This window comes from Streptomyces sannanensis, assembly GCF_039536205.1.
Taxonomy (GTDB): Bacteria; Actinomycetota; Actinomycetes; order Streptomycetales; family Streptomycetaceae; genus Streptomyces; species Streptomyces sannanensis.
In genome coordinates, this window is the sequence record NZ_BAAAYL010000001.1 from 282696 (window position 1) to 302109 (window position 19414).

Sequence of the window (19414 nt, forward strand, 5' to 3'; positions counted from 1 at the left end):
GTCAGTACTTCCACCGGTACGCAGCCGCCACCAGCCCGTCGTCCAGCCCGGCCACGGCCGCGATCTCCCCGAGGCGTACGGCGATCACGGCGTCGGCCAGGACCGGCCCCAGCACGACCCGGAGCAGCTGGTCCTTGCGGAACTCCTCGACGGCCCGGTCCAGCGTCGTCGGCAGGCGGAAGGCGCCCTGGGCCGTCGCCCGGGCGGCGGTGAAGAGTGCCGGATCTCCGGTGATCTCCTCGGGCAGGGCGGTGGACGACTCCAGGCCGTCAAGACCGGCGGCGATGAGACAGCCGAGCGCGAGATAGGGATTGGCGGCCAGGTCGACCGGCTTCACCTCCAGATTCGCCGCCCGGTCGCGCTGACCCGCGGTGCCCGTGATGACGCGCACCGCGGCCTCGCGTGTCTCGTGCCCCCAGGCGGTGAAGACCCCGGCCCACTGCGAGGGCTTGAGCCGCAGATAGCTCGCCGGGCTCGGCGCGGTCACAGCCGTGAGCGCGGGCAGGTGTGCGAGCAGACCGCCGACGAACGACTCCGCCTCGGCGGTCATGCCGTACCGCCGGTCGCCGCCGGAGTGCAGGTTCACCCCGTCGCGCCAGGCTGAGAGGTGTACATGGCCGCCGTTGCCGACGCCTTCGGCGAGGACGGCCGGTGAGAACGAGACCCTGAGGCCGTGGCGCAGCGAGACCGCCCGGATGGTCTGCCGCACCAGCACACTCCGGTCGGCCGCGGCCACCGGGTCGAGCGGGCCCACCGAGATCTCGAACTGACCGGCCGCGTACTCGGGGTGGACCTGGTCGACGTCCACGCCCTGGACCGCGAACGCCGCCATCAGTTCGGCGACGTAGTCGCTCAGCTCGACCAGCCGGGTGGCGCTGTACGCGGGACCGGAGCACGCGGGGACGAAGTCGGCTTTCTGGGCGGTTCCCCGCCCGACCGCCCATTCGACCTCGATGGCTGCCTTGAAGGTGATGCCGTGGCGCTCGGCGGCGTCCGCGACGATCCGGCGCAGCACGGTGCGGCTGCACCCCGGGTGCCGCTCGCCCTCCTGGGTGATGCGGTCCACCGGCGCCCACGCCCAGCCGGGCTGGCCGGCCAGGACCGCCAGCCGGTCGAGGTCGGGGTAGAGCCGAAGGTCGCCGTCCGGCGAGCCGAGCACGTCGGTGGAGACGATGGAGTCGTTCGCCAGGAAGGTGTCGAACACCGGCGACATACCGACGCCCCACGCGGCAGCGGAGGCGAGCCGGGATGCCGGGATCGTCTTCACCCGGCCGATGCCGGCGGTGTCGACATAGGCCAGTACGATCCCGTGCACTCCTCGCTCGGCGAGCTCCGCGCTCAGTGCGACGGCCCGCTCCACATCGCCCGGCCGCCCGCCGGGGACGGGGTCGGCAAGTGTGGTCATACGTGCTCCACTGGGGGCTCGGGTGCAGGCGCTCGCCCTCGACCTGGCACGCGACGCCGAGTGATCGGCGGACACCCGGCACTTCACGGGCACGCGGGGCGGGCCGACCCCCCGAGGCCCAGGGCCCGGGGTCCGGGGCAGGGGCTAGTCCTGCGGGTAGATGTCTCCCGCAGCCATGGCGCTCTCCTGTTCGCTGTCGTTGAGCAGCTTGCGTGCTTCTTCCATCAGGCGCCTCCTCTCCTTGGGATCGGCAGCGCTTTCCGCGGCTTGTTCGAGTTCTTGCGCATGCGCACGCATTTCCTTGGCGTGGCTGCCGGGTCCGCCTGTGATGTCCATCGCTGCTCCTGTGAGGTCCTCGCTGTGGACTGCCCCTCACTCAGCGAATCAGTGCGCTCGGTTCCCCGCACCTCGGGCGTTCCACGCCGGATCCACTGTCGGCGAACCCGCCTGGGCATGGCTGCTCGCGAACGGCGTGGCCGAGTACATGGGACCCGAGTCGCTGCCGATGTGGCTGGTCGAGCAGGGCTGGGAAGGATGGTCGGCCCGGAACGGGTCCGCGGCGCGCGCTGCGGGACTCCGTCACCGGCCCCGGGCGGAGCTACTGGCCGACGCCCTGCTCTGGGAACGTGAGCAGGGTCTGGACCGGGCAAGACGTGCCGGTCTGAGCGCCCGGCGCGAGCGTGGGTTGCTCGAAGCCCTCGGCTGCGGCCTTGGCCGGTGACCGGAGCCATAGCGTGGAGCACCCGCAGCCGGGCCGGTCGCACCGTACCTTCGCCCCGGTTGATGCCGCGTCATCGACGGGCCTCCTCAAGACTGCTGAGACCGGCCTCGAGCTCGTCCAGGGCTCTTCGCGTCGCGGCCAGCCGCGCCCTGATGTCTTCGCGCCCGACGTCTGACGACGTGGAGTGTTCCGGGGAGGCAGCGGCCTGCTCCTCCTCCATCTCCTTGGCCTCCTCGAGGGAGTTGATGACGACGCCGACGAGTACGTTGACGAGCACGAACGAGGCGAGAAGTACGTACGAGGCGTAGTAGACGATGCTCCAGCGCGATATCTCCAGGCCGGCGCGTACGGAGTCCCCCAGCCCGTCCAGGGTCATGAGGAGGAAGAGCGTGAGGACGGCCCGGCCGATGGAGCCGAAGTGCTGCGGATCGTGGGCGGCGAAGAAGACCCAGCCGATCATCGCGTACACATAGAGAAGCAGGGCACCGACGAGCAGGAAGCTGACGGTCCCGGGCAGACTTCGGCCGATCGCGACCATGACGATGCGCAGCTGCGGCAGGAAGCGGGCGGAACGCAGGACCCGGGCCAGCCGGAGCAGCCGCAGGACGGTGCTGTTCTCACGGACGAGCGGAAGGAAGGCGGCGAGCACGACGGCCAGGTCGAAGAGGTTCCACGGGTCGCGGAAGAAGTCCTTGGGCCGGTCGGCATGGGCGCCGGCGCGCAGCAGCATCTCCACAGTGAAGGCCACGAGGAAGCTGTGCTCGACGACGCGCAGCGCGCCGCGCCATTGGTCGACGACTCCGGTGTAGGTCTCGACACCGAGGACGGCGGCGTTGGCGAGGATAAGAGCGAAGACCGCTACGGCGAACCAGCGCGCCTCGGTGATCGCGCGGCATCGGCAGGCCAAGGTGTGGCGCAGCTGCGGCACCTGGGCCGTGGCGTCCGTCATGCTCTTTCCTCAATGCGCGCTGCGGATCATGTTCTTGCAAGGTGTGATCTTAGGCAGGATCGGCGGGAGTCACTCCGCCTGCCGCCTGAACCCTTGGGCCCTGTCCGGGTGTTGGCGGACCGATTCACACCCTCGGCCACAGCTGTCACTCTACAGCCCTGTAGATCATCCGGGCCGAGTCACCGACCGCTACCGCTCCGTCGCGCAGTACGGCAATGGCCGGCCCCCTCGTCGGGTGCCGGCCATTGCGGGCCGGGCGTGTCAGGCGGCGGCGTCGGAGGTCGGGCCGACGAGTTCCTCCAGGACATCTTCCATGGTGACGAAGCCGATGACCGTGCCCTTGTTGCCGGTGACGGCGGCGAGGTGGGTTCCGGCCGCTCGCATGGCTGTCATGGTGTCGTCCAGGGGTGTGTCGAGGGTGACCTCGGCGATCGGGTGCAGCGCGGCGCGGGGGAAGGGCCGGGTGCGGTCGGCGGCGCCGAGGGCGTCCTTGATGTGGAGGCCCGAGTAAAACTCCTGGTCAGTCCGCTTCGAGGGATGGCGGGACACCTTCCGGCCCCTCATTCCCTATGCTCTACATGCGTGTAGACAACGCCCGGCGGTAAGGAACTTCCTTGCCGCTCCACAGAACCACCACACAGAACCGCGCGCACCACGAAGGAGTGAACGCCACGATGGTGTTCAAACGACTGCTCGGCTCGATCGGCGTCGGCGGCCCGGCCGTGGACACGGTCCTCGCCCCCGGGGCTGTCCTGCCCGGCGGCAGCCTCACCGGCGACGTCCATCTCAAGGGCGGCAACGCCGACTTCGGCATCGAGCACATCACGCTGGAGCTGGTCGCCCGCGTCGAGGCCGAGTTGGAAGGCGGCGAACACCAAGGCGTCGTCGTCTTCGACCGGTTCACCGTCGGCGGCGGCTTCCGCCTCACTGAGGGCGAGCAGCGCAGCCTGCCGTTCTCGGTGGCGCTCCCGTGGGAGACCCCGGTCACCGAACTGTACGGCCAGCCGCTCGGCATCGTGCTCGGCGTACGCACGGAGCTCGGAGTGGCCGCCGCCAAGGACAAGGGCGACCTCGACCCGCTCGCGGTACGCCCCCTGCCGGTACAGGAAGCGATCCTGGAGGCGTTCGGGCAACTCGGTTTCGGTTTCAAGTCGGCCGACCTCGAGTACGGCCGTATCGGCGGCTCCGGCCAGCAGCTCCCCTTCTACCAGGAGATCGAGCTCACTCCCGCTCCGCAGTACGCGCACGCGATCAACGAGATCGAGGTGACCTTCCTCGCCACCCCGGGCGGCATGGAGGTCGTCCTGGAGGCGGACAAGCGTGGCGGCCTGTTCTCCGGCGGCCACGACGCGCTCACCCGTTTCACCGTGAGCCACCACGACGTTCACCAGCGCGACTGGAACGCCGAAGTCGACAGCTGGATGCGCCAACTCGTCGAGCACCGCTCCTCCTACGGAACCCACGGCTCGTACGGCCACGGCGACCCGTACGCGTCCGGTCACGGCCATGGCGGGCACCACCACTCCGGACCGGGCATGGGTACCGCCATCGCCGCGGGCGCGGCCGGTCTCGCCGTCGGAGTCGTCGGCGGCATGGTCGCAGCCGAGGTCATCGACGAGATCGGCGACGCATTCGAGGACGAGGACGAAGGCGACGAGGGCTGACCGCCGCACTCCCCCGTGACGTCAGGGCCGGTCCCCTCCGGCCCTGACGGCCCGCCCACAAAGGCCGGTGCGGCGGAGAACCCGTCATTCGCGAATGTGTAACGCCCAGGCGGGCATACGCAGTTCAGAACACACCGGAAGGGGCGTCATGGAAATCTCCGGCATCTTCAGCGCAATAGTGATCGGCGCCGTCATCGGCGTGCTCGGACGGCTCGCCCTCCCCGGCCGACAGCGCATAGGCATCCTGTGGACGATCGCCGTCGGCATCGTCGCCGCCCTCATCGGCAGCGGCATCGCGTCCGCCCTCGGCGTCGCGGACACCAAGGGCATCGACTGGGTCGAGTGGGGCATCCAGATCGCCCTCGCCGCCGTGGGTGTGGCCGCCCTGGAACGTATCCGGGCACGCCGCTGATCGTCACAGCCCGATCACCACCGTCCGGCACGGCGGACTCGCCGCTCCCGCCTGCCGGTCGTAGGTCCTTCGATCCGCTCAGAGCGGTGTCGCCGCCTTGAGGACGAGGAAGAGCGCCACAGCCGAGTTCGCCGACGACAGAGCGGACGCCGTCGCACCGGCCGCAGCCGTCCAGACGGCAACGCCCGCCACGGTGAAGGCGGACGGCCACGACCGGGCCGGGGGCATGGGACCGAGCAGGGCGGCCACGCGCCGGGGCACGGGACCGGCAGCAAAACCGGCCAGTGCCGGCGAAGGCGTACCCCGTGAGACCAGGGCGGCCTTGCCGACCGCACGCGCCATCACCCGCCGGTTCCCGATCACCCGGGCCGCCTCCTCGTCCGCCCAGCGCTCCGCCCCGTAGGCGACGGCGGTACACAGGGGCCGCAGGAACGGGTTGGCCCGCGCGGCAAGTTGTGCGGCCAGGAGGTAGCGGTGATGGGAGGCCGTCAGATGGACACGTTCATGGGCGAACAGCGCCCTGCGCTCCCCGGAATCGAGGCAGGCCAGCATCGCCGTGGACACCACGATCCGCCCCCGCCTGCCCGGCAGCGCATACGCGTACGGCGACTCGTCGGGCAGCACCGCGACCGGTGACGGCCGAATCCCCGCCAGAGCCCGTACGGCGCTGCGCCGCACCCGGTGGTGACGCCAGACAGTCCAGACGCAGCTAGCGGCCACGACGGCCAGAGCCGGAATCGCGATGATGCCGACGACCTCGTCGTACGGGACCGCTTTGCGCACCTCCGGATCGGACCAGCTGTCCGGCAGCGGATTGCCCGGCAGTTGGGCGGTTCCGACCACCATGATCAACGCCAGGCACACGGTGCTGGACAGGGCCATCAGCGCGCTCACACCTGCCAGGAGCCGGGTCGCGGTGACCGGATGCAGGTGCTGCTCGGCGAGGCGCGCGATCGGCCATGCCGTCAAGGGCAGCACCAGCGGCAGGAAGACGAAGACGCCCACCCGGTCACTCCTCCGGATCGTCGCTCGTATGGCTGAGCAGACCGCGCAGCAGTCGTTCGTCCTCGGGGGAGAGCGATGTGACGAAACTGGCCAGCACCGCTTCCCGATCGCACTCGCCGTCCAGGACCCGTCGCATCCGCAGCGCGGCCAGGCCCGCCTGGTCGGATGTCGCCCGCCAGACGAAGGACCGGCCTTCCCGCTCCCGCGTGACGGCGTTCTTGGCCCGCAACCGGGTAAGGATCGTCATGACGGTGGTGTACGCGAGGTGGCCGGGCAGCTGCGCCTGCACCCAAACCGCGGTCACCGGGCCGGGCGCGTCCCGCAGCACGGACAGCACCTGCGCCTCGAGTTCACCCTGTCCCCGTCTACGGATGCCGCCCCCAGGGAGCGAGCCGGCAGTTTCCTGGTTACTCAACTCCGTTTCCCTTCACGTTCGCCCGCCCGTTGTGCGACCCCATCGTACTGAGTCGTCGGGCCCCGCCCCGCCATTCTCTACAGTGCTGTAGATTTTCTGGTAATGATCGAGTTACTGGCGCGCAGGCGCCCGCGACCTCCGACAGAGGGAGACAGCATGAGTGTGAGCCTCGCCAAGGGCGGCAATGTTTCACTGAGCAAGGAGGCCCCCGGTCTGAGCGCCGTGCTCGTGGGGCTCGGCTGGGACGTGCGCACCACCTCCGGCGCGGACTTCGACCTCGACGCCAGCGCGCTGCTCCTGGGCGACTCCGGAAAGGTCGTCTCCGACCGGCACTTCGTCTTCTACAACAACCTCACGAGCCCCGACGGCTCGGTCGAGCACACGGGCGACAACCTCACCGGCGAGGGAGAGGGAGACGACGAGTCCATCAAGGTGAACCTCGCCGCCGTACCGGCCGATGTCACCAGGATCGTGTTCCCCGTCTCGATTCACGAGGCCGATGCCCGCGGGCAGAGCTTCGGCCAGGTCCGCAACGCCTTCATCCGCGTGGTCAACCAGACCGGCGGCACCGAACTGGCCCGCTACGACCTCTCCGAGGACGCCTCCACCGAAACCGCCATGGTCTTCGGCGAGCTCTACCGCAACGGCGCCGACTGGAAGTTCCGAGCAGTCGGTCAAGGCTATGCCTCCGGACTCGCCGGCATCGCCTCCGACTTCGGCGTCAACGTCTGACGGACAACCGCCTGCCGGCCCGGGGCGTCACATGGCCCGGGCCTGCGGGCAGACGACTTCAACTACCACCCACCGCACTCCGAGGAGAAGCACCATGGCTCTGTGGGACCGCATCAAGGAATCCGCGTCGACGATGCAAACACAGCTCGTGGCCAAGAAGAACGACCTCAAGAGCGGCGCCTTCCGCGACGCGAGCATGGCCATGTGTGCCCTCGTCGCCGCCGCCGACGGCACCGTCGATCCCTCCGAGCGGCGCCGTGTCGCCCAGCTCATCGCCACCAACGAGGTCCTGCAGAACTTTCCCGCCGAAGACCTCCAGCGCCGCTTCGACAGCAACCTCGACAAGCTGACCGCCGACTTCGACTTCGGCAAGGTCAGCGTCCTCCAGGAAATCGCCAAGGCCAAGAAGAAGCCGGCCGAGGCCCGCGCCGTCATCCAGATCGGCATCGTCATCGGCGGCGCAGACGGCGACTTCGACAAGACCGAACAGGCCGTCGTCCGCGAAGCCTGCTACACCCTGGACCTGCCGCCGCACGAGTTCGACCTGTAACCGGGCCTGCGGGAGCGTGCCGGCCTCATCGCACGCTCCCCGCAGCGGCCCGACAACCGACGCCGCCGCCCGTCGCGCGCGACACTGGTTGTGGGCCCTGGCCACGGTCGCGGTCGTCACGTCGGGCGCACTGTACGACGAGGGTCCGCACACCGCCCCGGGCCGGGAAAGCCGTCCACGGGAGCGCTGGGCGCGAGGAGGGGGTCCACGCTGCCCTGGCCCGACCGCTTCGGCCGGGCCAGGGGGCATTCCGGTGGCTGTTCGGCCGAGGCGGCCGTTACGGTGAGTCGACCCTGTACTCCACATGACGCGTGCTGTGCGCACCGACGCAGGGAGGCGGCTTGGACGGCAAGAACCGAGCGAAGTGGAACCGCAGGCGCTTTCTGTGCGCGTGCGCGGCAATAGGTGTCACGAACGCGGCAGCCACCGCGTGCGAGCAGCACACGGCGCGCCCTCGGCCCGCAGAGAGCACAGGGCGGGCGGAGAACGAAACGGAACTGCCGGGCGCCGACGACTGGCGGATTCGCTCGCAGGGGCCTCCAGAGGCCGTCGCGGGGTACGCCGATCAGGTGAGCGTGCTGCCTGGTGAGTCCTTCGGGCTGCACGTGTCGACCACCGCACCCGGCTTCCGCGTCTCCGCCTACCGCATGGGCTGGTACGGCGGCGTGCAGGCACGGCTGGTGTGGCGTTCCGAGCGGGTGCCGGGACGCGCCCAGGGCGCTCCCCGCCTGGAGGGGGCGACGCGTACGGTGCGTGCCCACTGGAAACGTACTCTCACCGTCGGCACGCAGGGCTGGCCGGAAGGCGCGTACCTGCTGCGCCTGGACGCGGAGAGCGGTCATCAGCGGTACGTGCCGTTGATCGTCCGCTCAGCGCACGGCGCCGGCCGCACGGTACTGATGTCCGCGCCCGCCACCTGGCAGGCGTACAACCGATGGGGCGGCTACAACCTCTACGAGGGATCGGACGGCACATACGGCTCGAGGTCGCTCGTGGTCAGCTTCGACAGGCCCTACGACCGCAACGGCGCGGAGAAGTTCATGGTCTACGAGCGGGCAGCGGTGGCACTGGCCGAGCGCCTCGGTATCCCGCTCGCCTACACCACCGGCATGGACGTCCACCGCGACCCCCGCGTCCTGCGCGGCGCGACGACGGTGGTCGTGCTGGGGCACGACGAGTACTGGACCCCGCAACAGCGGGAGCACATCACCAAGGCACGGGACGCCGGCACCAATCTCGCCATCATGGGCGCCAATACGTGCTACCGGCGAGTCCGGCTGGAGCAGGGGCACGACTCCCCCGATCACACTGTGGTCTGCTATAAGAGCTCCTACACGTCCGACCCGTACTACCCACGTCGTCCGGCCCTGGTCACCACCGACTTCCGCGCGGCCCCCGCACCCGACCCCGAATCGGGTCTCACCGGGGTGCTGTACGAGGGATATCCGGTGGACGCGCCGTATGTCGTCCACACGCCCGACCACTGGCTGTTCGAGAGAACCGGCGTCCGGTCGGGCGACACGTTCGAGCATCTGGTGGGCGTGGAGTACGACCGGGTTTTTCCGGGCATGCCCGGCCCCGAGGACATCGAGATCGTCGCGCACTCCCCCGTCGTGTGCAACGGCCGCATGAGTCACAGCGACTCGGCGTACTACACCGTGCCCAGCGGTGCGGGCGTCTTCGCGAGCGGAACAATGCGCTGGGTGGAGGGCCTCATGGCGGGCACCCACGACAACGGACGCAACCACGGGATGGACGCCCGTACGGGCGCGTTCGTCACCCGTACCACGGAGAACCTGTTGAGAGCCTTCGCCGTCGGGCCGGCGGCCCGGCACCGCCCACCCGTCCGGAACAACGTGCAGCAGGTGTACCAGACCCTGCTGTAGGCCCGACGCGATCGGGCACGGCGGTCAGCTGCTGACGGACTGCCAGGGGAACGGGACGAGGTCGGGTTCGACCCAGCCGACGCGGGCTGACGCACCGGACAGCGTCTCAGGGCGGTAGAACCGGCTCAGCAGCTGCTTGTCGAGCAGGTCCGGGTGCTGGTCGGCGAAGGCGTCGAAGTCGGCGCTGTCGGATGCGGCGACGTGGTGCCCCACGAGTTCGACCCAGGCGCGGCTGACAGTGACGTTGTACTTCTGTGGCACTCCTGCGCGGCGGGCGGTGGCCTGGATGCCGTCGCTGACCAGATCGATCGCCGCGGTGGTGCCGTACTGCCGGATCGCGAGCCAGGTGAGGTGGATGTGCTGGCGGTGGCCGAACCGTTCGGCGTCGGCCATCACCTGGGCCATCAGCGCGGCGAAGGGCGACCGGTCGTCACCGGACGCGTCATGGGTGGAGTGAGGACTGGGGTGGTGGATGGTCATGCGCTTACCTTCGTCATTGCTTCCAGGACCGTGCGGAAACCCTCGACCGCCTCGGGGGACACCCCGGCCAGGACACGTTGCTCCAGCTCGCTGAGGGTCTGCCTGATCGTGGCGGCCGTCAGCCGTCCGGAGGGCGTCAGTTCGACGAGCACGGATCGGCGGTCGCCGGCGCGGGTGCCGCGGGTGATGTGGCCGCGACGCTCCAGCCGGTCGAGCACGCTGGTCAGCGTGGTGGGGCGCGCGCCGACGGCGGCGCCCAGCTGGGACACCGTGCGGCCGTTGCCGTCGGCGAGGTTGGCCAGCGCGTTGATCTCGGAGGCGGTCAGGTCCAGATCGACGAGCTCGGCGGCAAGCACGTGCAGCGTGGTGTGCGTGGCACGCTGCAGGGCAAGCAGGGCCGAGGGCACCATGGGAACGGAATCGGACTTCACGATTCCGGATATTACGATTTCGGAGTACCGAGTTCAAACTGAGCTCTCATACGTGGTCGGCCCCCGGCCGCGACGCCGGGGGCCTCACGGCCGGGCTCACCCCTCGGCCCGTTGGGTGATGGGCGCCTCGGTGCGGTCTCCCAGGAATTCGTACCACCGGCGCTCCAGACAGACGTATCGCACATCGGCTTCGACGAGGCTGAGGAACGCGGTCACGGTTTCGGTGAGGCGTTGCCGCAACCCCGGGTCGATCAGCGTTCCGTCCTCCGCGAATGCCTGGTAGCAATTGGCAAGGCTGAACATGTCCGGATAGACGCGAGTACCGAGGTGTTCCAAGGGGACTCTCAGCGCCCACAGCCCTCGGTTGCCACCGATCAAGGACGGCGAGGCGGAGACAAGCAACGCGTGCTTGGTCCTGAACGGCTGCGGCCGTACACGTGAGACCCAGTCGATCGCGTTCTTCAGTACGCCCGGCACGGAGCCGTTGTACTCGGGGGACGAGATGACGAAGGCATCGGACTGTTCGATCCGGTCACGCAGCGCGAGGGCGCCGTTCGGCAGTCCTGTGGCGGCCTCCACGTCGCCGTCGTACAACGGCATGTCGAAGTCGTGCATGGCAGCGTGGTCGACGGTGGCGCCGGTGTCGGAGATCAGCCGAACCACGAGGGACGCGAGGCGGGCGTTGGCCGATCCGGCCCGCAGTGCGGCGCCGAAGACGAGCACGCGCAGCGGGCCGGGATGGGCGTCCGTGGTCATGGGTACGTCCTTTCGTCATACGGGACCCGTACTCGGCCGGGGGCTCCGCGCGGACCAGTCCTGCGACGCCATGCGTCGGCTCGGGCAGCCAGGACCACCATGCCGACGTGATACCGGCCCACTCGGTGGACCATGCCGATCCGACTCCGTGTGGCCCACCTGTTCCCCGGCCAGGATCTCCCGGACACGTCCGGCGCGCATGGCAGAAGCTCACTACCAGTGCGCGTGACAACCGCCGCAGTGGGTCGCACAGGGACGAGCGTAGGCCAACCCCAGGTCGTGCGGCCGCGCTCGTGCACGTTGCGGGGGCCCGAGCCCGTTTCGGCGCGCGCGATCCGGCCGGAGCTGATCTGCTGGTCGTCGACAGGCCGAGGCCGGCACACGGGAGAGATCTGGATGAGCAGCTATCGAGTCGCGCAGGTGGCCGCCACAGGCGGGCCGTTCGAGATCGTCGAGCGTGAGGTACCACAGCCGGGTCCCGGCCATGTACGGGTCGCTGTGGACGCATGCGGAATCTGCCACAGCGACGCCCTGTTCGTGGACGCCATGCTGCCGGGCGTCCGGTTTCCGCTGGTACCCGGGCATGAGATCGCCGGACGCATCGAGGAACTCGGCGAGGGGACACACAGCGACTGGCGGTTGGGCGACCGGGTGGCGATCGGCTGGTTCGGCGGAAGCTGCCACCACTGCACGCCGTGCAGACAGGGCGACTTCATCGTGTGCCCGAACCTCAAGGTTCCGGGATGGGCGTACGACGGCGGTTTCGCCGAGACAGTGGTCGTGCCGACAGACGCCCTGGCCCGGATTCCCGACTCGCTGGCACCGACCGATGCGGCACCCATCGCCTGCGCCGGCGTGACCACGTACAACGGACTGCGGCGCAGCTCAGCGCAGCCGGGCGACCTGGTCGCCGTCCTCGGCATCGGTGGCCTGGGCCACCTGGGGGTGAGATACGCGGTCGCCATGGGCTTCGAAACCGTGGCCATCGCCCGCGGAGCCGACAAAGCCGACTTCGCCAAGCAACTCGGCGCGCACCACTACATCGACAGCACTACCGCCACCCCTGTCGCAGACGCGCTGCAGTCCCTCGGCGGCGCACGGGTCGTCCTGGCCACCGCGGCCAACTCCCATGCCATCACGGCGACCGTGGACGGGCTGTCCCACCGCGGCGAGCTGGTGGTCATCGGCGCGGACACCGAACCACTGGGAATCAGCCCGGTCCAGCTCCTCATGGCCGGTAAGATCATCCGCGGCCACCCGTCCGGCACCGCGCAGGACATCCAGGACACCTTGGCGTTCAGCGCCCTCCACGGGATCCGCCCGATGACCGAGACTGTGCCGCTGGGCCAGGCCGCAGAGGCGTACCAGCGGATGCTCTCCGGCGCGGCCCGCTTCCGGATGGTGCTCACCACCCGCTGACATTTCCCCTCACCCTTGAGGGTGTGCCGCACCGGGCGGGGACCGGTCCAGCAGCGTGGCCGCATAGTCGGGCACGTACGACTGGAGGTCCCTGGGGGGCCGCTGGTATCCCGTCGACGAAGGCCGCGGCGGCAGCTGCACCAGCGGTGGCTCGACCTGGCCGTACGGGACGGTCGACAGCAGGTGGGCGATCATGTTGATGCGCGCTGCGCGCTTGTCGTCGCTCTCCACGACGTACCAGGGCGCCTCGGTGATGTCGGTGTGCACGAACATCTCGTCCTTCGCCCGGGAGTACGCCTCCCAGCGGGTGAAGGACTCCACGTCCATCGCGGAGAGCTTCCAGCGCCGTGTCGGGTCGCTGAGCCGCTTGCGGAACCGGCGCTCCTGCTCGGCGTCACTCACCGAGAACCAGTACTTGCGCAGCAGGATCCCGTCCTCGGTGAGCATCCGCTCGAAGATGGGACATTGATGAAGAAAGCGCCGGTATTCATCCGGGGTGCAGAAGCCCATGACGTGCTCGACGCCGGCCCGGTTGTACCAGCTGCGGTCGAACAGCACGATCTCTCCCCCGGCCGGGAGCTGCTCGGCGTAGCGCTGGAAGTACCACTGGGTGCGCTCGCGCTCGGTCGGCACCGGCAGGGCGACGATGCGGGCGATGCGCGGGTTGAGGTGCTCGGTGACCCGTTTGATCGTGCCGCCCTTGCCGGCCGCGTCGCGGCCCTCGAAGAGGACCACGAGCCGCTCGCCTGTGGCCCGTACCCACTCCTGGAGCTTGACCAGCTCGATCTGGAGACGCAACAGCTCTTTCTCGTACGCAGCCGAGGACAGGCGGCCGGGGCCGTCCCCGGCCTTCGGCGTGCCGCCTTTCGTCCGATTCTTGCCAGGCACCACGATTGCCTCCCTCGCATACCGTCAACGGGTTCAGCGTGGCAGCCGCGGTGACGACAAGCGACGCCGCGCGCTGCCTGCGGGTCACCAAGAACCGGCTGGTCGCAGCCAGTCCTCCGGCAGCCGTACTCGAGCCCTTCGGCGTAAAGGCCGCGACCGGGATTCCCAAGGCACCTCTCGACCGCGACCGGCCCAATCACACCATTCGTCGGCTTCCCGCGCTGCTGTTCATGTGATCTTCCGCAGACGTCGACGCAACCACTCCCGTTTACTCCGTGCACGAAACCTACGGTGTGCGTGCTCATCCCGGAGATACGGAGACGTACATGTGCAGCCCGCACCACAAGCCTGACGGCCCACAACTGGGCACCAGCCGCCGATCGCTTCTGCGCAACGCAGGGCTGGTGGGCGCCGGAGCCGTGGCCGCCGGCGTGATCGGGACGCCGACCGCCGCCGCGGCTCCCTTGCTGCCGCCCGGCGCCGAAGCCCGGAGCGCGGAGCCCGGTCGTGGACGGCCCGATCCCGACAGCCCCCGGTTCACGCTGGTGGTGATGCCCGACACCCAGTACCTCTTCGACGGTCAGAGCATCCACCCCGAGCCGATCGAGGCGTCCTTCCGCTACATCCTCGACAACTCCGCGGACGAGAACATCGTCTTCATGTCGCACCTCGGCGACCTCACCCAGAACGGCCAGAAGAACGAGTTCGACGCGATCAGCAAGGCCTTCGAGCTGCTGGACCACAGTGACGTGGGCTACAGCGTGCTCGCGGGCAACCACGACGTCGGCTCGGGCGGCAACGACCAGCGTGGCAACACTCCGTACCGGGACGCCTTCGGCCCCCAGCGCTTCCGCAAGGCACGTACCTTCGGCGGCGCCAGCCCCGACGGCTACAACACCTACCACCTGTTCCGGGCCGCCGGCCGGGAGTGGCTGGTGCTCGCCCTGGACTGGCGGCTCTCCGCGGCCGGCTTCGCCTGGGCGCAGAACGTGATCGCGCAGCATCCCGGGACTCCGGTCATCCTGACGACGCATGAACTCGTCTACGCGAACAAACCCGGTGACGAGGCCCAGCTCTCCGGCTACGGCCGACAGCTGTGGGACAAACTGATCGCGGGCAACGATCAGATCTTCCTCACCCTGAACGGGCACTACTGGCCCGCAGGGCGGACGACCCGACGGAACGACGTCGGCAACGACGTCCACCTCCACATCACCAACTACCAGAACCGCTACTACGGCGGCGCCGCCATGATCCGGCTCTACCGGTTCGACCTGGCTCGGAACACCATCGATGTCGAGACCATCTCTCCGTGGGTCATGGGTCAGGCCGGTAGCCGGCTCAACGCCCTGGAGCGCCAGGAGATCGAACTCACCGGCGACCAGGACCGTTTCTCCGTCCCGATCGACTTCGAACAGCGGTTCTCCGGCTTCGCGCCCGTGCCGGCGCGCGCGGCGCGCCCGGCGAGTCGGATGCTGATCCCCGGCACGGTGGCGTACTGGCGCTTCGACAGCGCCCAGCAGGACGGCTCACCGCTGTCCGACTCCGAGCGGGTCACCGATCTGAGCGGCCATGGAAACGACCTGGTCAAGGCGACGGTCCCGGGGAGCCCTGCCGACGCTCTCACCTGGTCCGCCGAGTTCCACCCCGACCAGCCGGGGCACGGCAGCATCTTCTTCACCGGGCACCAGAACCCGCTGCAGGGCGCCTACCTGCAGACGGTCCCGCAGGCTCCGCTGAACCAGGCCACCTTCGCCTCCGGCTACACCATCGAGGCGTTCTTCAAGCTGCCCGCCGACTGGAACAGCCGCAACAACGCCTGGGCCGCCCTGCTCAGCCGGTGGGGCATGAGCGGCGAGGCGAAGAAGACCGGCGGCGACCCCGAGGAGCCGGTGGCCACGCTCAGCCTCTCCGGTGGCCGGGAGCTGCAGTGGGCGATGTACCCGCTGAACCGGGACGACTCGGTCACCAACTGGGGCCACGAACTCCCGCTCGACAGGTGGTGGCACGTGGCCGTGGTCAACGACGGCCGCCACACCACTATGTACGTCGACGGCTGCCCGGTGGTACGCAACCCCTCCACGGTGGCGAACGGCATCACCACTCTCGGCATGCCCTGGCTGCTCGGCGGCTACGAGTACGGCGGCAAGCTCGACCAGGTCCTGCACGCCTTCGTCGGCGACGTCCGCATCGTCGACCGGGCCCTGCCCGTCGGCGCCTTCATGACGGCCTGATCGGATCGTCCGTGTGCTCCCGGCGAGGTCGCCGGGAGCACACCGCGTCAGCCCCGCCCGGCCAGGCTCTCTCGAGGGCGGTGACACCGTTGAGCGTGCCGACATGCTGCGGCCAGAACTCGGCATCACGCGCTGCCTGGTCTTACGTGCGCTCCGCAGGCGTTTACCGCCGCCGTTACCGGCGTCGGGCCCCAGGTCCTGGGGTGGATGGTGCTGCCGCCGCGAGGATGCGGCGGCCTTCGTATCGGACGTTCTTGCCCGCGTTGAAGTCCCGGTCGTGCCGGGTGCCGCAGTTCGGGCACGTCCACTGCCGGACGTCGAGCGGCTTGGGTCCGTCGCGGTGTCCGCAGGCGGAACATATCTGAGAGCTGGGGAAGCCCCGGGCGACTTTGGCGAAGGAGCGTCCGCGCCGGATCGCCTTGTACTCGCAGAACATCACGAACTGTGCCCAGCCCGCGTCGTGCACGCTCTTGGCCAGTCGGGTACGCGCCAGTCCACACACGTTCAGGGTCTCGGTGAAGACGGCTTGGTTCTCGCTCGTCAGCTTGTGAGACCACTGGTGATGGAAGTTGCGGCGCGCATCCGCCACGGCGGCGTGTGCGCGGGCGACCCTGATCCGGGCCTTGTCCCGGTTGCTGCTGCCCTTCTTCTTCCGCGACAGCTCACGCTGCCGCTTCTTCAGCTTCTTCTCCGCCCGGCGCAGGTACTTCGGCGAGGCGATGTGCGAGCCGTCCGCGAGCACGGCAAACCGGGTCAGGCCCAGGTCGATGCCCTGGTCGCCGTCGGTGGGCGGGAGGATGTCGGCGGCGGGGTCGGTCTCCACGACGAAGCTCGCCCAGTACCGGCCGGAACGGTCCTTGACCAGCGTCACCGAGCTGGGTTCGGACGGCAGATCACGGGTCCACTTCACCTTGAGGCCGCCGATTTTCGGCAACCTCAGCTTGCCGTCCTCGGTGATCGACCACCGGTCGGAGCGGGTGAACCGGGCAGCCTGCCGGTTGTCCTTGCGGGACTTGAACCTCGGCGGGGCAACCTTCGGTCCCTTCCGCTTGCCGGTCTTGGAGTCCTCGTGCGCCTTCCACGCCGCGTCCAGATCCCGGAGGGTCTGCTGGAGTACGCCGACCGGCGCATCGATGAGGAACACCCGCTCGGGGGTCTTCTTCGCCTCGGTGATCAGCGTCTTGGCCAGGTCCGGGCTCTTCGGCACCAACTGGTACGGGCCGTGGGCGAGCCGGTCCTTCGGATTCCCGAGCAGCTTGTTCGACGCCTTGACCGGCTTGATCCGGGCCAACGCGTCGTTCCAGACCACACGCCTGCACCCGAACACCCTGGCCGCGCGAATGCGCTGACCGGGCGTCGGGTAGACGCGGAACTGGTAACGAAGCTGCACGACGACCACCCTATGCGGCGGGTCTGACAACACGGCACGTCCGCTCTAACCTGCTGGTCAGAGCAGTATTGAGAAGCGATTCCCTACCGGGCTGAAGCCTGGTACTCCCTCGCTAGAACCTGGTGGCGCTCGTACAGATCGGCGGCGATACCCAGCACGATTTTCTCGACTGGTCGGCAAAGACACTCCTGCCCGCCCTCCAGGCGGCGTTCTGAGCGCCGCCGACCGATCTGCCTCCGAGCCCGGGGCGAGCGCACCGCCGACGAAATCGAACAACGCCGACGCACCATGCCCATATCGGCACTGATTGATTCCGCGAGCTGCTGGTTACCCATATCGGCGAATCGAGCCGCCCGCAGACGGCGGTACGGGAGTCGACGGGAGAACGGGCGCATGCTCTTTCGGAAGCGGCGGGAACGACTGAAGGCCCAGGCCGGGCAGGCGGCGGTCGACGGCTTCAGCGCGCTGGACGGACGAATGCCCGCCGCGGAACTCGCCAGGCAGGTGCTGCGCAAGGCCTTCCCGGATCACTGGTCCTTTCTGCTCGGCGAAATCGCGCTGTACAGCTTCGCAGTGCTGCTACTGACAGGCACGTTCCTGACGCTGTTCTTCGACCCCGGAATGGTGGAAACGGTCTACCACGGCCCGTACACCCCACTGAACGGCGCGCTCATGACGCAGGCATACACATCCACGCTCAACATCAGCTTCGCGGTGCGCGGCGGCCTGCTGATCCGCCAGATCCATCACTGGGCCGCGCTGATCTTCATCTCCGCCATCGCCGTCCATATGCTGCGGATCTTCTTCACCGGCGCGTTCCGCAAGCCGCGGGAGGTGAACTGGGTCATCGGGGTGACACTGTTCCTGCTCGCCCTGCTGGAGGGATTCACCGGCTACTCCCTACCCGACGATCTCCTGTCCGGAACCGGCCTGCGGACGGCAGCCACCATTGTCGGGTCCATCCCGGTCGTGGGTACCGAGCTGGAGATGTTCGCCTTCGGAGGAGAGTTTCCGGGGTATGCCATCATTCCCCGCCTGTTTATCGTTCACGTACTCTTCGTCCCCGGAATTCTTGTCGCGCTGATCGCCGCACACCTCGTCCTGGTCGTCTATCTCAAGCACACTCAATGGGCCGCGCAGGGCCGCACGAACCGCAACGTCGTGGGCCAGCCGATGTTCCCGCAGTTCACCGCGAAGTCCACCGGCTTCTTCCTCATGGTGTTCGGCGTTCTGGCTTTTCTGGGCGCCGTCGCACAGATCAATCCCGTATGGAAGTACGGCCCTTATCAAGCCGACCAGGTCTCCACCGATGCGCAGCCGGACTGGTACGTCGGATTCCTCGAGGGCGCCCTGCGGCTCATGCCGCCCTGGGAGACAGATGTCGCCGGACACACCATCATGTGGAACGTCTTTCTCCCGGCCGTCGTCCTGCCGGCGATCGTGTTCCTGGTGCTGTTCCTCTACCCCTTTGTCGAGAAGTGGGTGACGGGCGACGGCCGTGAACACCATCTGTGCGACCGGCCGCGCAATCGCCCGACCCGTACGGGGCTGGGCGTCGCCGCCGTGGTGTTCTACGCGGTGCTCCTCCTCGCCGGCGGCAATGACGTCACCGCGTTCTCGTTCCATGTCTCGGTCGGTGCCCTGACATGGATCCTGAGGATCGCGCTCATCGTGGCCCCGGTGCTGGCCTTCGCCGTCACCAAGCGGCTCTGCCTCGCCCTGCAGGCGCACGACCGCCGGCTCCTGACCGAGGGAGAGGAGAGCGGCCTGGTGATCCAGACGCCTTTCGGCGGACTCTCGGGGGGGCGCCGCCCGCTGCCCGCGCCGCACCGCTACCGCGCCCTCGTGCGCGAACTTCCCCAGCCCCTGGAGCTGCCCGCAGAAGGTCCCGTCACCCGTCGGCAGCGGCTGAGGTCTGCCCTGAGCAGCTGGTACTACAGCGACCGCGTGGAGCTGCCCGTCACCGAGGAGCAGCAGGCGGAGATCGAGGCCCGCATCGCGCCGCCACCGGAGCCGGAGCCGAGGGCGGCGCCGGGGCCGGAGCCGACCGGGGACAGGCAGGAGTGACGCCTCGGCC

The 19414-nt window shown here is 69.0% G+C and carries 19 protein-coding genes and 2 pseudogenes; 10 read left to right on the forward strand and 11 right to left on the reverse strand.

Annotation, left to right across the window (positions count from 1 at the left end; genetic code table 11):
• Position 1: 1 nt before the first annotated feature.
• Entirely contained in the window at positions 2-1405 is a 1404-nt protein-coding gene (locus ABD858_RS01310; RefSeq protein ID WP_345033908.1) for a glutamine synthetase family protein, read from the reverse strand.
• Between the two features lie 144 nt (positions 1406-1549).
• On the reverse strand, positions 1550-1741 hold the full coding sequence (locus ABD858_RS01315) for a DUF6381 family protein (protein WP_345033909.1): 192 nt from the start codon (positions 1739-1741) through the stop codon (positions 1550-1552).
• 115 nt (positions 1742-1856) lie between these two features.
• Between ABD858_RS01315 and ABD858_RS01320 the strand changes: the two are divergent.
• A pseudogene (locus ABD858_RS01320) lies at positions 1857-2126 on the forward strand (oxidoreductase); the annotation flags it as partial.
• Between the two features lie 70 nt (positions 2127-2196).
• Here ABD858_RS01320 and ABD858_RS01325 read toward each other — a convergent pair.
• Entirely contained in the window at positions 2197-3075 is an 879-nt protein-coding gene (locus ABD858_RS01325) for an ion transporter (RefSeq protein ID WP_345033910.1), read from the reverse strand.
• Positions 3076-3336: 261 nt separating this feature from the next.
• Positions 3337-3621, reverse strand: a pseudogene (locus ABD858_RS01330) (CBS domain-containing protein); the annotation flags it as partial.
• Positions 3622-3749: 128 nt separating this feature from the next.
• Here ABD858_RS01330 and ABD858_RS01335 point away from each other — a divergent pair.
• Together ABD858_RS01335 and ABD858_RS01340 are read left to right on the forward strand one after the other, a co-directional pair.
• Positions 3750-4739, forward strand: a complete 990-nt coding sequence (locus tag ABD858_RS01335; RefSeq protein ID WP_345033912.1) for a sporulation protein — start codon at positions 3750-3752, stop codon at positions 4737-4739.
• Positions 4740-4887: 148 nt separating this feature from the next.
• Positions 4888-5151: a GlsB/YeaQ/YmgE family stress response membrane protein gene (locus ABD858_RS01340; protein ID WP_345033913.1), complete on the forward strand. Its 264-nt coding sequence runs from the start codon at positions 4888-4890 to the stop codon at positions 5149-5151.
• 78 nt (positions 5152-5229) lie between these two features.
• Here the strand turns inward: ABD858_RS01340 and ABD858_RS01345 are convergent, their stop codons facing one another.
• Positions 5230-6156, reverse strand: coding sequence for a M56 family metallopeptidase (locus tag ABD858_RS01345; RefSeq protein ID WP_345033915.1), 927 nt, complete (start codon positions 6154-6156; stop codon positions 5230-5232).
• A 4-nt stretch (positions 6157-6160) separates the two neighbouring features.
• Positions 6161-6571, reverse strand: coding sequence for a BlaI/MecI/CopY family transcriptional regulator (locus ABD858_RS01350; RefSeq protein WP_345033917.1), 411 nt, complete (start codon positions 6569-6571; stop codon positions 6161-6163).
• A gap of 156 nt (positions 6572-6727) precedes the next feature.
• Between ABD858_RS01350 and ABD858_RS01355 the strand changes: the two genes are divergently transcribed.
• From ABD858_RS01355 to ABD858_RS01365, 3 genes are all read left to right on the forward strand, one after another.
• The gene (locus ABD858_RS01355) at positions 6728-7303 is read left to right on the forward strand and encodes a TerD family protein (RefSeq protein WP_345033918.1); all 576 of its coding nucleotides are present in this window, start codon (positions 6728-6730) and stop codon (positions 7301-7303) included.
• Between the two features lie 94 nt (positions 7304-7397).
• A complete protein-coding gene (locus ABD858_RS01360; RefSeq protein WP_345033919.1) occupies positions 7398-7853 on the forward strand; it encodes a tellurite resistance TerB family protein in 456 nt (151 codons plus the stop codon).
• 569 nt (positions 7854-8422) lie between these two features.
• Entirely contained in the window at positions 8423-9739 is a 1317-nt protein-coding gene (locus ABD858_RS01365) for a N,N-dimethylformamidase beta subunit family domain-containing protein (protein ID WP_425586127.1), read from the forward strand.
• 24 nt (positions 9740-9763) lie between these two features.
• On the opposite strand, the gene ABD858_RS01370 is transcribed toward ABD858_RS01365, so the two are convergent.
• The 3 genes from ABD858_RS01370 to ABD858_RS01380 form a co-directional block, all read right to left on the reverse strand.
• A complete protein-coding gene (locus tag ABD858_RS01370; protein WP_345033920.1) occupies positions 9764-10219 on the reverse strand; it encodes a hypothetical protein in 456 nt (151 codons plus the stop codon).
• Positions 10216-10650, reverse strand: coding sequence for a MarR family winged helix-turn-helix transcriptional regulator (locus ABD858_RS01375; RefSeq protein WP_345033921.1), 435 nt, complete (start codon positions 10648-10650; stop codon positions 10216-10218). Before ABD858_RS01375 ends, ABD858_RS01370 begins: the two co-directional genes overlap by 4 nt.
• 96 nt (positions 10651-10746) lie before the next feature.
• Positions 10747-11406 carry an NADPH-dependent FMN reductase gene (locus ABD858_RS01380; protein ID WP_345033922.1) on the reverse strand — a complete coding sequence of 220 codons (660 nt, stop codon included), beginning with the start codon at positions 11404-11406 and terminating at the stop codon, positions 10747-10749.
• 396 nt (positions 11407-11802) lie between these two features.
• On the opposite strand from ABD858_RS01380, the gene ABD858_RS01385 reads away from it, so the two are divergent.
• Positions 11803-12825, forward strand: coding sequence for an alcohol dehydrogenase (locus ABD858_RS01385; RefSeq protein WP_345033924.1), 1023 nt, complete (start codon positions 11803-11805; stop codon positions 12823-12825).
• Positions 12826-12834: 9 nt separating this feature from the next.
• On the opposite strand, the gene ppk2 is transcribed toward ABD858_RS01385, so the two are convergent.
• Positions 12835-13653 (reverse strand): polyphosphate kinase 2, encoded by an 819-nt coding sequence (ppk2, locus tag ABD858_RS01390; RefSeq protein ID WP_345044188.1) that lies wholly within the window; start codon positions 13651-13653, stop codon positions 12835-12837.
• Between the two features lie 110 nt (positions 13654-13763).
• Between ppk2 and ABD858_RS01395 the strand changes: the two genes are divergently transcribed.
• Positions 13764-13949, forward strand: a complete 186-nt coding sequence (locus ABD858_RS01395) for a hypothetical protein (protein WP_345033925.1) — start codon at positions 13764-13766, stop codon at positions 13947-13949.
• 90 nt (positions 13950-14039) lie between these two features.
• The gene (locus tag ABD858_RS01400; protein ID WP_345033927.1) at positions 14040-15947 is read left to right on the forward strand and encodes a LamG-like jellyroll fold domain-containing protein; all 1908 of its coding nucleotides are present in this window, start codon (positions 14040-14042) and stop codon (positions 15945-15947) included.
• Positions 15948-16122: 175 nt separating this feature from the next.
• Here ABD858_RS01400 and ABD858_RS01405 read toward each other — a convergent pair whose 3' ends face one another.
• Positions 16123-17337, reverse strand: coding sequence for an RNA-guided endonuclease InsQ/TnpB family protein (locus ABD858_RS01405; RefSeq protein WP_345033928.1), 1215 nt, complete (start codon positions 17335-17337; stop codon positions 16123-16125).
• A gap of 393 nt (positions 17338-17730) precedes the next feature.
• Between ABD858_RS01405 and qcrB the strand changes: the two genes are divergently transcribed.
• Positions 17731-19404, forward strand: coding sequence for a cytochrome bc1 complex cytochrome b subunit (gene qcrB, locus ABD858_RS01410; RefSeq protein WP_345033929.1), 1674 nt, complete (start codon positions 17731-17733; stop codon positions 19402-19404).
• Positions 19405-19414: the final 10 nt, after the last annotated feature.

Coding starts and splice junctions, on each gene's coding strand:
- ABD858_RS01310 (WP_345033908.1), bottom strand. CDS start 1,405: ATGACCACACTTGCCGACCCCGTCCCCGGCGGGCGGCCGGGCGATGTG.
- ABD858_RS01315 (WP_345033909.1), bottom strand. CDS start 1,741: ATGGACATCACAGGCGGACCCGGCAGCCACGCCAAGGAAATGCGTGCG.
- ABD858_RS01325 (WP_345033910.1), bottom strand. CDS start 3,075: ATGACGGACGCCACGGCCCAGGTGCCGCAGCTGCGCCACACCTTGGCC.
- ABD858_RS01335 (WP_345033912.1), top strand. CDS start 3,750: ATGGTGTTCAAACGACTGCTCGGCTCGATCGGCGTCGGCGGCCCGGCC.
- ABD858_RS01340 (WP_345033913.1), top strand. CDS start 4,888: ATGGAAATCTCCGGCATCTTCAGCGCAATAGTGATCGGCGCCGTCATC.
- ABD858_RS01355 (WP_345033918.1), top strand. CDS start 6,728: ATGAGTGTGAGCCTCGCCAAGGGCGGCAATGTTTCACTGAGCAAGGAG.
- ABD858_RS01360 (WP_345033919.1), top strand. CDS start 7,398: ATGGCTCTGTGGGACCGCATCAAGGAATCCGCGTCGACGATGCAAACA.
- ABD858_RS01370 (WP_345033920.1), bottom strand. CDS start 10,219: ATGACCATCCACCACCCCAGTCCTCACTCCACCCATGACGCGTCCGGT.
- ABD858_RS01380 (WP_345033922.1), bottom strand. CDS start 11,406: ATGACCACGGACGCCCATCCCGGCCCGCTGCGCGTGCTCGTCTTCGGC.
- ABD858_RS01385 (WP_345033924.1), top strand. CDS start 11,803: ATGAGCAGCTATCGAGTCGCGCAGGTGGCCGCCACAGGCGGGCCGTTC.
- ABD858_RS01400 (WP_345033927.1), top strand. CDS start 14,040: ATGTGCAGCCCGCACCACAAGCCTGACGGCCCACAACTGGGCACCAGC.
- qcrB (WP_345033929.1), top strand. CDS start 17,731: ATGCTCTTTCGGAAGCGGCGGGAACGACTGAAGGCCCAGGCCGGGCAG.